General features: G+C 60.2%; 12 protein-coding genes and 1 tRNA gene. 6 read left to right on the top strand and 7 right to left on the bottom strand.

The annotated features are described in order from the left end of the window. Nucleotides 1-666 precede the first annotated feature (666 nt). Entirely contained in the window at nucleotides 667-2,652 is a 1,986-nt protein-coding gene (locus VMY05_10815; protein HUV31565.1) for a S8 family serine peptidase, read from the top strand. Between the two features lie 131 nt (nucleotides 2,653-2,783). Here VMY05_10815 and VMY05_10810 read toward each other — a convergent pair whose 3' ends face one another. The 4 genes from VMY05_10810 to VMY05_10795 are packed head-to-tail and all read right to left on the bottom strand — an operon-like array spanning nucleotide 2,784 to nucleotide 5,885. Continuing rightward, nucleotides 2,784-3,884 carry an aminopeptidase gene (locus tag VMY05_10810; protein HUV31564.1) on the bottom strand — a complete coding sequence of 367 codons (1,101 nt, stop codon included), beginning with the start codon at nucleotides 3,882-3,884 and terminating at the stop codon, nucleotides 2,784-2,786. A gap of 59 nt (nucleotides 3,885-3,943) precedes the next feature. Further along, entirely contained in the window at nucleotides 3,944-4,444 is a 501-nt protein-coding gene (locus VMY05_10805; GenBank protein HUV31563.1) for a methylated-DNA--[protein]-cysteine S-methyltransferase, read from the bottom strand. An 11-nt stretch (nucleotides 4,445-4,455) separates the two neighbouring features. After that, a complete protein-coding gene (locus tag VMY05_10800; protein HUV31562.1) occupies nucleotides 4,456-5,103 on the bottom strand; it encodes an HAD family hydrolase in 648 nt (215 codons plus the stop codon). Then, nucleotides 5,100-5,885, bottom strand: a complete 786-nt coding sequence (locus VMY05_10795) for a S26 family signal peptidase (protein ID HUV31561.1) — start codon at nucleotides 5,883-5,885, stop codon at nucleotides 5,100-5,102. The genes VMY05_10800 and VMY05_10795 overlap by 4 nt, the downstream gene beginning before the upstream one ends. A gap of 291 nt (nucleotides 5,886-6,176) precedes the next feature. Between VMY05_10795 and VMY05_10790 the strand changes: the two genes are divergently transcribed. Further along, nucleotides 6,177-7,976, top strand: coding sequence for a S41 family peptidase (locus VMY05_10790; protein ID HUV31560.1), 1,800 nt, complete (start codon nucleotides 6,177-6,179; stop codon nucleotides 7,974-7,976). A gap of 61 nt (nucleotides 7,977-8,037) precedes the next feature. Here the strand turns inward: VMY05_10790 and VMY05_10785 are convergent, their stop codons facing one another. The 3 genes from VMY05_10785 to rlmN are packed head-to-tail and all read right to left on the bottom strand — an operon-like array spanning nucleotide 8,038 to nucleotide 10,937. After that, on the bottom strand, nucleotides 8,038-8,487 hold the full coding sequence (locus VMY05_10785; protein HUV31559.1) for a hypothetical protein: 450 nt from the start codon (nucleotides 8,485-8,487) through the stop codon (nucleotides 8,038-8,040). Then, nucleotides 8,484-9,875: a hypothetical protein gene (locus VMY05_10780; GenBank protein ID HUV31558.1), complete on the bottom strand. Its 1,392-nt coding sequence runs from the start codon at nucleotides 9,873-9,875 to the stop codon at nucleotides 8,484-8,486. Before VMY05_10780 ends, VMY05_10785 begins: the two co-directional genes overlap by 4 nt. A gap of 33 nt (nucleotides 9,876-9,908) precedes the next feature. Beyond that, nucleotides 9,909-10,937, bottom strand: a complete 1,029-nt coding sequence (gene rlmN, locus VMY05_10775; protein HUV31557.1) for a 23S rRNA (adenine(2503)-C(2))-methyltransferase RlmN — start codon at nucleotides 10,935-10,937, stop codon at nucleotides 9,909-9,911. Nucleotides 10,938-11,079: 142 nt separating this feature from the next. On the opposite strand from rlmN, the gene VMY05_10770 reads away from it, so the two are divergent. From VMY05_10770 to VMY05_10755, 4 genes are all read left to right on the top strand, one after another. Then, nucleotides 11,080-11,153: transfer RNA gene (locus VMY05_10770), tRNA-Pro, on the top strand. A 321-nt stretch (nucleotides 11,154-11,474) separates the two neighbouring features. Next, nucleotides 11,475-12,377 (top strand): 4Fe-4S dicluster domain-containing protein, encoded by a 903-nt coding sequence (locus VMY05_10765; GenBank protein HUV31556.1) that lies wholly within the window; start codon nucleotides 11,475-11,477, stop codon nucleotides 12,375-12,377. Continuing rightward, the gene (gene hybB / locus VMY05_10760) at nucleotides 12,374-13,624 is read left to right on the top strand and encodes a Ni/Fe-hydrogenase cytochrome b subunit (GenBank protein HUV31555.1); all 1,251 of its coding nucleotides are present in this window, start codon (nucleotides 12,374-12,376) and stop codon (nucleotides 13,622-13,624) included. Before VMY05_10765 ends, hybB begins: the two co-directional genes overlap by 4 nt. A 1-nt stretch (nucleotide 13,625) precedes the next feature. Further along, complete coding sequence (locus VMY05_10755; GenBank protein HUV31554.1) at nucleotides 13,626-14,765, top strand: cytochrome c3 family protein; 1,140 nt, start codon at nucleotides 13,626-13,628, stop codon at nucleotides 14,763-14,765. The last annotated feature ends 115 nt before the right edge of the window (nucleotides 14,766-14,880 follow it).

Here is a 14,880-nt window from a genome sequence, read left to right as displayed (position 1 = left end):
CCGGACGGCCTGCCCCGGCCCGTGGCGCCCCGGTCGACCCGCCTGTCCGGCAAGGAGTTACCCGCACAACGGCCGGGCCGCAAGGTTACAAGGATCAGAATCGACCGGCCAGCCGCCGAAAACGTATGGGACGGATTCCACAGGTGTTGGAATAATGCCGTAGGGACGAGACTGGGATCTCAATACACCTGTTTCCGGACAAGATATTCCCTGATAACGCCTTACAGGTCCAGGCAGTCTTGGGAGAAACGCCTGCTTATTGAAGAATCCCCTGTACCGGTCAGCGCCGCAACCCGCGACTTCCTGGCCAGGCGTCACGGCGACGCAGCCAGGATCCGGGTTTTCTTGCCTGCCTTTACGGACCGCCCGTGACCTGGCACCGAGACTCCGCAGAACCTGCGCCCGAACGCCACGACTTCTGTTGCTGACGGCTACGGATGATCCGTGATTGTCCGATAAGCATTTAGGAGCACGGCAGACGGGAGGCGTACTCTGATAGGAACAATGTCACGTTGGCATATGTTCAAGAGGGCGTTAGAAGGTGCATGGTGGTTGCAGCCGAACAGTTTACGGTTGACAATTAGACCTCTCGTCGTAAATTATATGTGTAAATGGTCTCACAACTATAGTGTAACCACACATCCGTTCTGCTGAAAGGACTTCTTCATGTCAACGCGTCCCGGAATATTCGTTCGTCTGCTTGTATGCGGCATCGTCCTCGCTATCGCTGCATCGATTCCCGGTTACTCGGCCGACAGGCCGATACTGAGCGAAGAACCGGTGGTCCTCGATAAAGCCTCCCACCCTGTCACCACCGCTACCCGTGAGTTCCTGGCCGGTCGTGACGGTGATACCGTCAAGATCTGGGTCTTCTTCACTGATAAGGCTGTGTTCAGTCGCTCAGATTTCGCCCGGGCGGCGTCCTCCGTCACGTTGACGGAACGCGCCCTGAGACGCCGGGCCAAGGTGGGACTGGACAAGGTCGTCTTTGCCGACCTCCCGGTGGCGCCTGACTATATCGACCGGATCGTTGACCTTGGCGCCACGCATCGCCGGACGTCCCGATGGTTAAACGCGGCCAGTTTCGAGGCGCCGATGGACCGGCTGGACGATATCGGTTCGCTGCCGTTCGTGACCGGGATCAAACCTATCGCGGCGGGCCGAAAGGTTGAACCAGTCAGCCTTTCCGATCTGCGCGACACGGAGGGCTATCCTACGGCGCAGGCTCCGGACGCTTTGAACTACGGGGCCTCGGTCAGCCAGCTCACCCAGATCAACGTCCCGGCGGTTCATGACAAAGGATATAGCGGTCAGGGCGTGACCCTGGCCATCATGGATACCGGATTCCGCAAGAGTCACCAGTCATTCGCTTTCCACTGGTCCGAAAGCCGCGTGCTGGCCGAGTGGGATTTTGTCTTCAATGACGGCAATACGGCCAACGAAACGGGCGACGTGTCCAATCAGTGGAACCATGGAACATACATCTGGTCGACCTCGGGAGGCGAACTGGACGGCACGATTTACGGGCCGGCCTATAAAGCCAACTTCATTCTATGCAAGACCGAAGATCTCCGTTCCGAGACCCCGGTTGAAGAGGACAACTGGGTGGCGGCACTGGAGTTCGCGGATTCCGTTGGAACCGACGTCATCACGACGTCTCTCGGCTATATGCGATGGGACGATGCCAGCGGCTACACGTACGAGGACATGGATGGGGCCACGGCGACGATAAGCATTGCGGCCGGCACGTGCGACGGTCTGGGAATCGTGATGTGCAACTCGATGGGTAACGACGGCCCCGCGCTGGGTACGCTTACCGCTCCGGCCGACGCGTTTGACATTCTGTCGATCGGGGCAGTGACGTCGGTGGGGAGTATCGCCAGCTTCTCGTCGCGCGGACCGACATCCGACGGCCGGCCCAAGCCCGACGTTTGCGCCCGGGGTGTTTCGACGTATTGCGCGTCGGCCTCGAGCGATTTCTCGTATGCCTACGTGAACGGCACGTCACTGTCCACGCCCCTGGTGGCCGGGGCCGTGTGCCTCGTCATCGAAGCACGACCGGATTTCACCCCGGCCATGGTGCGCGAGGCGTTACGGGAGACGGCCTCCAAGGCCGGCTCACCGGACAGCACCACTTACGGCTGGGGGATCATCAACGTTGACGCCGCCATCGCCTACGACCAGGACGCCGACGGGTATGGTGAATTGACGGACAACTGCCCGGCCATTTATAACCCGGGCCAGGAAGATGCGGACGGTGACGAAGTCGGCGACGTCTGTGATGATTGTACGGACACGGACGGTGACGGTTACGGTAATCCCGGCTTCGCGGCCAACACCTGTGCGGTCGACAACTGTCCCGACGATTTCAATCCGGACCAGGCTGACGCTGACAGCAACGGCGTCGGTAACGTCTGCGAATCCTGCTGCCTGGGCATTACCGGGAACATTGACGGCGACGAGGAAGAGGCCATCGATATCGGTGACCTGACCCGCCTGATCGACTACCTGTTCATCACTCAGACCGAGCTAGAGTGCATGCCGGAAGGCAACACTGACGGTGACGAGGAAGGCGACGTGGACATCGGCGACCTTACCGCGCTGATTGACTACCTGTTTATCAGCAATACAGAGCCGTCGGCATGTCAGTGAGAGCGTTCGGCCGGTTGCGCCGGCGGTCCTCGGGGGGAAATGTGCTGACCATAGCAGAGACTTGAAAGCCAACCGGCCCGGCGTTGTGCCGGGCCGGTTTTTCTTGATATTCTCTCGGGGCGGAACCCGGTTTAGATGGTGAACTTGCCGTTACGGTAGATCACCTTACCATCGGCAATAATCTCTCCGCCTTTTTTCAGATCGCAGACCATGTCCCAGTGCAGAGCGCTCTTATTTTTGCCGCGCGCTTCGGGAATCGAAGCCCCCAGCGCCATGTGGAACGTCCCGCCGATCTTCTCGTCAAAAAGGGTGTTTTTCGAGAAGCGCTTGATATCGTAGTTGGTGCCGACGGCGAACTCGCCGAGTCGACGTGACCCGGTGTCCATGTTCAGCATCTCGGTCAGATACCGCAGGTTCTTGTCGGCCGATTCGCGCACGACCCGACCTCTCCTGAACTCCAGCTCGACGCCCTCGACTTCCCTCCCGGCATAAACTGAAGGATATGAGAACCGGACCCTGCCTTCGGCGGAGTCCTCGATGGGAGACGTGAATATCTCCCCGTCCGGAAAGTTCTGCGTCCCGTGACAACTGATCCACTTGCGCCCTTTCGCGCGCAACTTGAGGTCCGTGCCGCTCGTTCGGACGTGAATCCGGTCCACGCGATCAAGTATCCTTCCCAGCCGCGTCTGCTCCTTCTGCACCTTTTTCCAGTGCTTGGCGGGGTCAGCGGCCTGCAGATGCCCGGCCCGATAGACGAACTCCGCAAAATCGGTCAGGGACAGTTCCGCTTGCTGGGCATCGGCCAGAGTAGGATACAGGGTGCCGACCCACCTGAGACTGCCCTCGGCCGACCGTTTGAACAGCTTGGTGAGGTACGGCTTGCGTGCCCGCTGCATGAGGACCTGGCGCCTGGGCTTGACCCCCGAGAGGTACCGGGTGTTCTCCGATCCCCAGATGGCCAGCAGGGCGTCGATCCTGTTCACTTCGACCTTTGACATCGGAGTGACGTACCCAAGTTGATTGTCCGAGCCATGCTTCAGCAGGATCTCTCGATTGTCCGGGACGATAATGTCCGTATAAGGGTGAGCGCCTATTCTGACGGCTTCTTCATAGGCCGCCTTTATCAATGGCAGGGTTGCTATCTCTCCCTGTATCTTCAGCAATTGACCTTTCTTCAGGCGAAGAGAGTAGTTAAGAAGCAGTTTCGCCAGCCTTGTCACGCGAGGGTCCATACTTACTCCCCTGTTTGTTTCAGGTTGTCACGTAAGAGAAGAGATTGCTCGTCACGAACTTAAAGTGCACCTTCCATCCGCAGCAGCTTTTTCTTAAGTTCAACACCGCCCCCGTAACCGCCGAGGCCCGTGGAGCTGACGACCCGATGGCACGGAATCACCAGCGGCAGCGCGTTGCGGGCGTTGGCGGCGCCGACCGCACGGGAGGCCGCCGGATGGCCGACGGCCCGCGCGATGTCTCCGTACGTCATCGTGGAACCGTACGGGATCCTGGCCACGCGTCTGAGCACCTTCTTCTGAAACGCGGTCCCCGTCAGGTCCAGCGGAAGGGAAAAGCGCCTGCGCCTGCCCTCCAGAAAGGCCGCAATCTGCTGCTCGGCCCGCTTGTTGATGCCTCCCCCGCGTCCGAGCCGGCAGTCCCCGAAAAGACTCTCCGCCCGCCGCTGAAAGTCTCGCGCCGACTCTCCGGGCAGCGACACGAGTGCCAGTCCCGCGCCGGTGGCCGCCGTCCTGACGGTCCCGAAACGTGTCTTGAACGAATGTATATCGAGCTTTTTCATACAGCCTCCCGTCAGGACCTGCCACCGTTGAGTAACGCGGGCAGTTCGGCTATGGATTCGATAAAGAAGTCGGGTTTCGACGCTTTCAATTTTTCCCTGCCGCCGTACGGTGATGACACGGCCACCACTTGCATCGGCACCGCCCTGGCGGCCAGCACATCGTTGATGGTGTCGCCGACGGCCAGCGTATCCTCGGGCGTCCCGGCCAGTCCCTGCAGGGCGAGGCGAAAAGGCTCGGGGTCCGGCTTTACCCGCTTGACCTCGTTGCCGCTCACGGAGACGCTGACCAGCGCGTCCCAGCCGAGCTTGGCCAGGATACCGTCAACGTGCTGCCGAATCTTGGTCGTGGCCACGGCCATCCGGTAGCCGGCCGCATGCAACGTGCGAAGCACCGAGTCCGCTCCCTGGAGGGCTGTAGCCGAGGGGACAACGGTTCGGGCTGCCTTGATCCGGAAATGCTCGCGCAGTTCCCCGACCGGCAGGTCCGTAAAGTCCCGGTACATTTCTTCCAGAGGGTAACCGATGTACGCCTTTATCACGTCGGGTGGACGTTCCGGCGCGCCGGCGCACCGTAAAGAGTAGTTGACGGCTTCCACGACCCCGTCCGAGGAATCAACCAGGGTGCCGTCGAGATCGAAGATGAGGTTTCTGATGATCATCGAAACAGCCGGTCAACCTTACCGATGAGTGCCAGCAGCGAGACTTGGTGAACGCTGTCAATTGTTCCAAGGTTCACAGTAGCTACCAAGATAGAGTTGTCCTGAGCCGCTGTCAACGGCCAATCCCCGGCCAGCCCGAAGGCGTTCCCGAATTGATGATATTCGGGCCGCCCGTTCACAATCAGCGTCCCGCCGGACATTTCTATCCGGTCACCGGGCAGACCGACAACGAGGCCCGTGTACTTGCGGTCGTCGCGATCCGCAAATCGAACGACGTCGAAGTATGCCGGCAGCGAGTGATAGACGGGGTAGTTGAAGAAGACGAGGTTGGCGGAGTATGCCAGCCGGTTGGCCGTCAGCACCTCCCCTCTCCGAAACAGGGGTCCGAGGCGGTTATGGTTCATGACGTAAACGTCGGGGAGATTCCGGATGACAAAGTTGCCCGGTGCGCTCGGTGCCAGGAATTGATACACAAGCGCCAGCAGCAGGAATACCATGGCTGCCCGCCCGGAGCGGCGGAGCTTGGCACGCCGCATGCCGACCGCCTTGGCCAGGTCGAAAAAGGAGAAAAGGTAGAAGACCAGCGGCAGGCTCATAAGGACAAGTTTCAGGTGCCACGGCACGCTTACGAGAAAGGAAACAAAGAACAGGACCGAGGCCAGCAACATGATAAGGAAAACAAAGATGCCAAAGGCATACTCCTTCCAGAAGAGATACCCCAGTCCCGGAAACAGCAGGTGCAGGATGGCACTAAACGCGAACGATTCCCTGAACGGCCTCATCGGTGATCGGTTACCCTCAGGATCATGAGCCTGATCGGAATACTACTACATTTATGGACGAACGGGCACGAGAAATGTTACTATTATCAGCAGGTGAAGGGCCATAATGATAAGAAAGGTAAGAGGTTAGTCCGGCACACTTAACGGGGCCCAAGACTTCTGGAAACAAAATGGTCAAGCTAACTGTAATAGATAGTAAAGGGATACGGACCTTGGCCGGGCGGCCCTGACTTGACAAGTAACCGGCAGTAGCTACATTGCGCTTGAAATCGCCGTAGACTGGAGGCTCTGATGGTTCGGTACTCTGTACAGCTCTTTGGTATTACTCTCTTTGCACTTGCGCTGATATGGTTTGCAGGGCCGGGCGATGCGTCCCAGACAGCCGGCGAACCGGAGTCGGTGCTGTGGGCCGACACGGTGCACATAAATCTGAATGAGACGACCAGCGAAAGTCCCGAACCTCCACTCGGCGACCGGGATACATTTCTCAAGAACGTCAAGAAACTGACCCAGGCCTCGTTCAGCGTCCGCAATCACTATATGGAGGACGTCGACGTCGAACAGTTGATCAAGTCCGGGATTGTCGGCATGCTCTCCGACCTGGACCGCTTTTCGGTTCTCATGGAGAAGTCTTCCTACGACGCGCTGATGGAGAGCACCCACGGCAAGTACTCGGGACTGGGCATGCAGATCGACGCTCGCGACGGTCATATCGTCATCATCTCGCCGATTGAAGGCACGCCGGCATATCGCAGGGGCCTGCGGGCCGGGGACATCATCTGGATGATCGACGGTGAGTCAACCGAGGACATGAACTCGTCGGACGCGGCCGAACTGATGCGCGGAGACGCCGGGACCAGCGTGATGCTGCAGATCAAGCGGGCGGGAATCGCCGACCTCCTCGAATTCGAGGTCGAGCGAGCCGTCATTGCACTCAAGTCCGTCAACTACTCGGGCGTCATCCCGGGTACCGACATCGGCTACGTCCGCCTGTCCCGCTTCGCCGAGGAAACCGGCCACGAGTTGCGGACGGCGATCAGCGATCTGAACAAGCAGGATGTTTCCTCGCTCATACTGGATCTTCGCTCCAACGGCGGCGGGCTCCTGGACCAGGCCAAGGAGGTGGCCGAGTTGTTCCTGACCGAGGGGCGCGAGATTGTCTATACCAAGGGACGGGACATCAGCACCGAACGGCACTATGTCTCGGAGCGTCCCCCTCTGCTCCCGCAGGATAAGCCGATAGTGGTGCTGGTTGACGCCGGGACCGCCTCGGCCTCCGAGATCGTGGCCGGGGCCATCCAGGACTGGGACCGCGGTATCATCATGGGCAGCACCACCTATGGCAAGGGCCTGGTTCAACAGATATTTCCCGTGGCCAACGACGGGTCCCTGGCGTTGAAGCTGACCACCGCCAAGTACTACGTTCCGTCCGGCCGGTGTATCCAGAAGCCGGAGAAACAGTCAAAGGAACCGCCGCAGCACCCGCTGATCGACGAAGAGCAGCCTGACTCGCTCGTGGTCGGCGAGAAGGAAGTCTTTTACACAAACGGCGGACGCATCGTTTACGGAGGCGGCGGCATTATCCCCGACGTGGAGATCGACCGCGAAACGTGGAAAACGATTGAAATCAACCTCGAGCGCAAGTCGATGTTCTTCGACTTTGCCGTACAGTACGTCGCCGACCATCCCGATATCCGTCCCGACTTCGAGGTGACCGATGAGATCGCCGAGGAGTTCCGAGGCTTCATCAAGGACAAGGAATTCACGTACAAATCGGCGTTGCAGGTGGCCCTCGAAGACATGCGCCAGACCATCACCGAGGAAGACAAGGAAGAAGTTTTCCAGTCATCTCTGGACGAACTGAGCGACATGGTGGAACGCGAAAAGAGCGCGGATTTCGAAGAATCACTTCTGTACGTCAAGCGGGCACTCAAGCGTGAAATAGTCTCCTCCGTGTTCGGCGAACGCGGCGTGTATGAAAACGTCGTGTTGACGTCCGACAAGGCGGTCCAGGAGGCCGTCCGGCTCCTGTCCACGCCGCAGGAGTATTCCAAACTGATGACAACGGAAGCGGCGAGCCAAGATTTGTAAGTACGCGACCCGAGCGACACTCGTCGTTGTTTGAAAAAGGGCGCCCTCCGGGGCGCCTTTCTTATTCCCCTTCAACGGGCTGCGGCCTGGCCAGCCCGGGCTCGAAGCGCTTGAGCAGCCAGAGGTCGTGTTCGTACACAAAGGTCAGCGTAACGGGACGGTCCGGCCGGCCCGTGCTGTCCATGATATAGCAGTCGACCCGGGCCTTGTCCCTCGTGAAGAACATCTCACAGTCGCCCAGGCGCTCGAAGGGGAAATCACGGTCGGGACCGTAAACGAACGACAGAAGCGAATCGGAGTCCTGCTCATTGGACAGTATCTGCACGGAGAGAAGGGAGTCGATGGCCGCCGGGTTGCTGGAACTTATGGCGCTTTGCAGGTCGAGAATGCACTGCCGGAGGACCGGGATGTGCTCGCGCGAGGGCGTCTCCTTGCTACAGCCGTTCAAAAGACCGACCAGCACGGCAACGACCGGCACGCGGAGCACCCTGAGTGCCGCCGCCGGGCTCATTCTGACACCGTGAATCTGAACTGTCCGTTGCCGCGCCGCTGCAGGACCCCGTTTTTGACCAGCTTGTCAATCGTCCGCGTAGTCAACTGGTTCCAGAACCAGTACCGTTCACCCACCGTAACCGTCTCATGACCGTGATCGGAAGAAACGCTTGTGAGGGTATCGCGGATTGACAGGAAGACATCGTCGACACCTTTGCTCAGGGCCACCAGGGCCGGCGCCACGACGCCGGCCGACACTAAAAACGGCTCCGGCGTTAACTCGGGCGTGTACTGGTAGTCCGGTCTCCCCCGCGCCGCCTCTCTGGCCCCGGCCCCGGAGGGACACCGCAGGCGCGGAAGCGTGTCGCCGTAGAGAATCTCCAGGCCGGTCCCGGTACGGCGCAAATTGTAATAGTGGCGCCCCTGGAAGACGTCCCCACCCTGCACCGCGTACATGTATTTGCCGATGCGTGCACGGCACGGGTCCGTCTGGTCGAAAATACTCAGCGGTGTTCGACCGGTGATGAATACCTGGCCCAGGTGGTACCAGAGAAGAAGCCCCGCGACCATCGGGTACCGTCGGTACAGCACCGTCCCGCCGTCCAGGAAGTCATTACTGTCCGTCGTCAGTGCGTCCGCCCTGACCAGGCTATCCAGTACGGCGTCGTAGTCCTTGAAATTGTTTTGGATCAGGGCCGCCATCCGGTCCGAAGCCTGCTCAACCAGTCGCTTTGTCGCCTCGGCCTGCCCGACCAGGAACACGGGAAACAGGGGTGTGAAAGTGCTGTCCTTGTTTTTGTACAGGGACCCGTTGCGGCGCAGCTCTTCGGCCACGCCCTTGACAAAACCGGTGTCGGCGTTCATGAGAGCCGCAATTTCGGGAAGCGACTTTCCCTCCACCAGCAAGACCGGCAGGAGGTGGGCGAATTCGTTGTCCCAGACCGGGTTGTTGTCCACCATCGGCGGCAGAACGATCTTCTCCTGGAAGTAAGGCTGGATCTCGGGAGGAATATGGAAAGTCAGATGGAACGGCTGTTCAAACACTTTCTGCCCGGCAAGTATGTCGTCCAGGGTATCGACGACGTCGTACAGCCGGATGTACAGGCTGGCTTTGCCGTAGTTGCCGGGTATGTCGATTTCCGGGGTCAACGTCCGGGTCTCGCCCGAGGCCAGCGGATAGGACGTGTGCACTTTGCGCACCGGGTCGAGGTACGTCCCCTCGAACTGGATCTCCGTCTCCACGGTGATGTACTTGACCCAATCCGAGTTGTTGGTGACCTCAAAAGTAGCGGTCTGACGGCCCCACCGAAAGGAGGGGATGTCGATGTTACCAATAATCAGGTCCTGCTGGGCGCACACACTGCCGGTGAGCGCGCACGCGGCCAGGATGCCAACAGCTTTACGCAAACGGTGTTCCAAGTCTTCCTCCTGTTACGCTGCTCACTGCATTCGCCCGGCCAGCTGACCGCACGCCGCCTGGATATCGGTTCCCCGGCTCTTGCGGACGGTCACGGCCGGCGCTCGCGGAAATAACTGGCGGCCGAACCAGTCGACCTTGTCGTCACCGGGCCGCTTGAAGTCAAGCCCCGGCACCGGATTGTACGCCAGGATGTTTATCTTGCACGGTACCCCTCTGACCAGCCGGGACAGCGCCTCGACGTCCTCGATACCGTCGTTGAAGCCGTCGAAAAGCACGTATTCAAACGTGACCCGGGTTCCGGTCTTCTGCGTATAATACCGCACCGCCTCCATCAATTCGTCCAGACCATACTTGCGGGCCAGCGGCATGATCTCGGCCCGCTTCTCCTGGGTAGCCGCGTTGAGCGAAACGGCCAGCCTGACCTTCAAGCCACTGTCGGCAAGCGTACGGATCTTCGGAGCGATGCCCACGGTCGACACCGTGATCTTCCGTGCCGCCACGGCCAGCCCGCTGCTGTCGTTGATTATACCGATGGCCTCAACCATGTTCTCAAAGTTGTGCAGCGGCTCCCCCATGCCCATGAAGACGACGTTCGTAAAGCAGCCGCCTCCCCGCAGGTCCCGGAGCAGCAAAAGCTGGCTGACGATCTCACCGACCGTCAGGCTGCGCCGCAAGCCCATCACCCCGGTGGCGCAAAACCGGCACCCCAGGGCGCACCCGGCCTGGCTGGAAACGCAGGCCGTACCGCGACCGTTGTCCGGAATCAGCACCGCCTCGACGCCATGACCATCGTCAAGCCGGAACAGGAACTTCTCGGTCCCGTCAACCGACTTCGCCCGGTGAGCCGTCTCGATGGGCCGGATTTCATAGGCGGCAACGAGACGCTCGCGAAGGTCCCGGGACTGATCGGTCATGAGATTGAAATCGTGCTGCCGGGTGTGGTAGAGCCACTTGAAGAGCTGGCGGCCCCGGTACGGCTTCTCCCCCAGGGAGGTCATAACCTCTTCCAACTGGCTGCGCGTGAAGCCCATGAGGTTTGTCCTGGACATAGTGGTCAAATGTAAGTGAAATCCTGTCGATGGCAAGGTCAATGTCGCCGATTCGGCCAGGTTCGGCGCCGGGGCGAATCGCTCGGATGGCAGTAACCACTTGACACTGTAAAACTTGTGGCGTATTGTCAGGCGACGAAATCGGGGTGTGGCGCAGTCCGGTAGCGCGCTTGCTTTGGGAGCAAGATGTCGGAGGTTCAAATCCTCTCACCCCGATGAGTATTGTACGTGTCAAGGCCAGCTTCGAGCGTAGCTTCCCCCCGCACCCTGTTGCCGTTCCGAACCCGACAACCCTTGCGTCACATGAACCTGTTAGTCCTTTTCTGACAGACACATGCACGGAGCGTACCGGCACAGGCGCGCTAATTAGTTACTAATAACTATTGACTTGACGGGGGAGGGTTATATATTCTCTGCTGGTGTGGGTACTTGGTTGCTGGATTGTGAAATGTTTCACAATAATCACCCCAGCACGGTAGCCCCGTCACACGCACAGCCGCCGACGGTTGAAGTCTGCGCAGCAGAAGGTAAGGTAAAGTGAGCATCAAGAGACGAGACTTTTTCAAGCTGGCCGCCGCCGGCGCGGTCACGCTCTCGACCGGGAGCGCGCTGGCTTCCGATGATGAATACCCCATCGATTGCGGAGAGGTCTACAGCGTGCTTGTTGACACGCGGGTATGTATCGGGTGCCGGAAGTGCGAGTTGGCCTGCGACCAGGAGCACACGCAATCCGGTCGAAGCGCGGCCTCGTTTGAGGACAAGACGGTCTTCGAGAAACACCGCCGCCCGGGCACAAAGGCGTACACGGTCGTAAACCGCTATGCCGACCCGGCCAACCCGGCGACGAGCTTCATGATGAAAGCACAGTGCATGCACTGCAACTACCCGGCCTGCGTATCGGCCTGCATCGTGGGTGCGTTGCAGAAGATGCCCCTCGGGGCCGTGACCTACGACGCGTGGAAGTGCATCGGATGCCGTTATTGCATCGTCGCGTGTCCTTTCCAGATCCCGACCTACGAATACGACAACCCGCTCGACCCGGAGGTCAGGAAGTGCACGTTCTGCCATGAGCGCGTGGCAACCGAGGGTCGCAGGCCCGTCTGCGTCACGGTCTGTCCGACCGAGGCGCTCACCTTCGGCACCCGCCATGAGATGCTCGACATCGCCCGCGCCCGCATCAAGGCCCTGCCGGACAAGTACGTCGATCATGTATACGGCGAACACGAGGTTGGCGGCACGAGCTGGATGTACCTCTCCCCCATCGACTTCAAATTCTCCGAACTGCCCGAACTGCCGTCGGACCCGCTCCCCCCGAAAACCGAGACGATCCAGCACGGCATTTTCAAGTGGTTCGTTCCGCCGTTAGCACTCTACGGGCTTCTCGGCCTCATCATGCACTCACTGCGTGACGAGCACAACCAGCAGGAGGTCCCGCGATGAGTTCACGCGAGATTCCCGTTCCGATGCGGGCCACGTTCTTCACTCCCGGGACGAAGATACTGTTCGGCGTCATGCTGCTCGGCATTGGCTCGCTGGTCTATCGTTTCGTAGGCGGGCTGGGTGCGGCCACGAATCTCGACAACGGTTACGGGTGGGGTATCTGGATTGCCATTGACGTAGCCTGCGGCGTGGCGCTGGCGGCCGGCGGCTTTACGTCTGCGGCCCTGGCCGACGTCTTTCACCGGGAGAGATACCACGTCATTACCCGGCCGGCCCTGCTGACCGCCATGCTCGGCTACACCTTTGTGGCCCTTGGCGTGCTGGTCGACCTGGGGCGGTTCTACAACATCTGGCATCCCGTGCTGCCGAGCATGTGGCAGGGAAACTCGGCGCTGTTCGAGGTCGGCATCTGTGTCATGACCTACCTGACCGTGCTCTACATCGAGTTCCTACCCATCGTGGTGGAACGCTTCAAGGGACGGGTCAACCTCCCGGGCGTCCTGGCGCTGTTCAACAAGCTGGTCGAATCCTTTCTTCAGGTTGCCAACAGAACACTCGGACGGCTCGTCTCGCTGTTCATTATCGCCGGCGTGGTGCTCTCGTGCATGCACCAGTCGTCCCTGGGCACGCTCATGATCCTGGTGCCGACCAAGATGCACCCGCTGTGGTACACCCCCATATCACCCCTTCTCTTTCTGCTGTCCGCGATAATGGTCGGGTTCCCCATGGTCATCTTCGAATCCGTCCTGGCCGCGCGTTCGTTCAAGCTCAAGCCGGAGTTGCCGGTGCTCTCGTCGATCTCGCGGTACACGCTGGTTCTGCTGGGAGTCTACCTGGCCATCCGGATCGGCGACATCACGATCCGCGAGGTCTGGCCGTCGGTGCTGGAGTTCTCGACAAAGTCGATAATGTTCCTGATCGAGATAACGGTCGGCGTGATTGTTCCTCTGATCCTGCTGGCGACGCGGCGTTTCCGGCAATCGGTCGGCGGGCTGTTCACGGCGGCGTCGCTGGTGATTCTGGGAATAGTCCTCAACCGCATTAACGTCTTCCTGGTGGCGTACGAACCGCTCTACCAGGAGAAGTCGTACTTCCCGTCCATATACGAGATACTCGTCACGACCGGTTTCATCGCCGCATTGATACTGGTTTACCGCGTGTTCGTCATGGTGTTTCCGGTCATCTCGTTGCCGGCTGATAAAATCGCCGAACACGGCGCACCCGTTCAAACGCGCGTGGGGGGTTGACATGAAAAACGCAGCACCACTTCGGATAAGGCGGGCCGCAATTGTCCTGTCGTTCGTTCTGCCCCTCGTGGCCCTGGCCGCAGACACGGAGGACACCGTCCAGCCGACTCTCGACTGCCTGCAGTGCCACACCTGCGAGCGGCCGACCCCGTCGGACATGTGCCTGCAACCCTGTCCCAGCCTGACCATGGCCCAGAACGTGGTCCCGCACTCGTTGAGCGAGGCCCCCGATTCGATGCTTCTCGGTGACATCGCCGATGTGTTCAAACCGGTCCATTTCAACCACAAACTCCACGCCGAAATGGCCGAGATGGGCGGCGACTGCGCCACCTGTCATCATTATTCGCCCGCCGGAGAGATTCCCCCCTGCCGGGATTGCCACGGCGGTGAGGGTAACCCGACCAACCTGCGCCAGCCCGGCCTCAAGGGTGCGTACCATCGCCAGTGCCTCAGCTGCCACCGGGAATGGAGCCATGAAACCCGCTGTGTCCTCTGTCACCTTCCGGAAGCGGGCCGGGAGATGGCCGCCGTGGCCGACCCGACCGACATCATCGGCATCCCGCACCCCGTCATCACCGAACCCGAAACGAAAATCTACCGGACACCGTACAACGAGGGGCCGGTGGTGACGTTCCACCACGCGGAGCACATCCACCTGTTCGGGCTGAACTGCGCCAACTGCCACCAGAAGGAAAACTGCGGCTTCTGCCACGACCTCCAGAAACCGGCCACGCTGGCTAAGTCGATGGAGGAAGTCCACGCCATCTGCAACGACTGCCACGTTAACGACGCCTGCGGCAAGTGCCACGACACGAAAGAAAAGCCGGTCTTCTCGCACGCCTCCACCGGCTGGCCGCTCAACCGGTATCACCGGACACTCGACTGCCGGGCCTGTCACCCCACCGGGCGGCAGATCGGGCGGCTGAACAGCAACTGCGGAGCGTGCCACGCCGGGTGGAACCAGGAGAATTTCGCGCACGCCGTCACCGGGTTGCAGCTTGACGAAATCCACGTCGAACTGGACTGCACCGACTGCCACGCCGACCGTAAGTTCGACCAGACGCCGGACTGCTCGGCCTGTCATGACGACGGCCGCACGCACGAGGACGCCCCCCCAGGCGAACTGCTGAGTTCACGGTAAGCGGCCCGGCGGACAATCGAGCCGCTTTGGTTGACACCGACATATCGATCTTGCAAGGCCCGTTCGCGGGCCTTTTTTGCAGGCCGCGCGACCGTCGCGGCGCACCTGTCCCCCA

This window comes from Acidobacteriota bacterium, assembly GCA_035529075.1.
In the GTDB taxonomy this organism is placed as follows: domain Bacteria; phylum Zixibacteria; class MSB-5A5; order GN15; family FEB-12; genus DATKXK01.
The sequence above is the reverse complement of the archived record's forward strand: the minus strand, read 5'-3'. Positions and strand labels throughout refer to the sequence as shown.

What these genes read in the sequence shown, in the direction of transcription:
- VMY05_10815 (HUV31565.1), top strand. Translation starts at nt 667, where the DNA reads ATGTCAACGCGTCCCGGAATATTCGTTCGTCTGCTTGTATGCGGCATC.
- VMY05_10810 (HUV31564.1), bottom strand. Translation starts at nt 3,884, where the DNA reads ATGGACCCTCGCGTGACAAGGCTGGCGAAACTGCTTCTTAACTACTCT.
- VMY05_10805 (HUV31563.1), bottom strand. Translation starts at nt 4,444, where the DNA reads ATGAAAAAGCTCGATATACATTCGTTCAAGACACGTTTCGGGACCGTC.
- VMY05_10800 (HUV31562.1), bottom strand. Translation starts at nt 5,103, where the DNA reads ATGATCATCAGAAACCTCATCTTCGATCTCGACGGCACCCTGGTTGAT.
- VMY05_10795 (HUV31561.1), bottom strand. Translation starts at nt 5,885, where the DNA reads ATGAGGCCGTTCAGGGAATCGTTCGCGTTTAGTGCCATCCTGCACCTG.
- VMY05_10790 (HUV31560.1), top strand. Translation starts at nt 6,177, where the DNA reads ATGGTTCGGTACTCTGTACAGCTCTTTGGTATTACTCTCTTTGCACTT.
- VMY05_10785 (HUV31559.1), bottom strand. Translation starts at nt 8,487, where the DNA reads ATGAGCCCGGCGGCGGCACTCAGGGTGCTCCGCGTGCCGGTCGTTGCC.
- rlmN (HUV31557.1), bottom strand. Translation starts at nt 10,937, where the DNA reads ATGTCCAGGACAAACCTCATGGGCTTCACGCGCAGCCAGTTGGAAGAG.
- hybB (HUV31555.1), top strand. Translation starts at nt 12,374, where the DNA reads ATGAGTTCACGCGAGATTCCCGTTCCGATGCGGGCCACGTTCTTCACT.
- VMY05_10755 (HUV31554.1), top strand. Translation starts at nt 13,626, where the DNA reads ATGAAAAACGCAGCACCACTTCGGATAAGGCGGGCCGCAATTGTCCTG.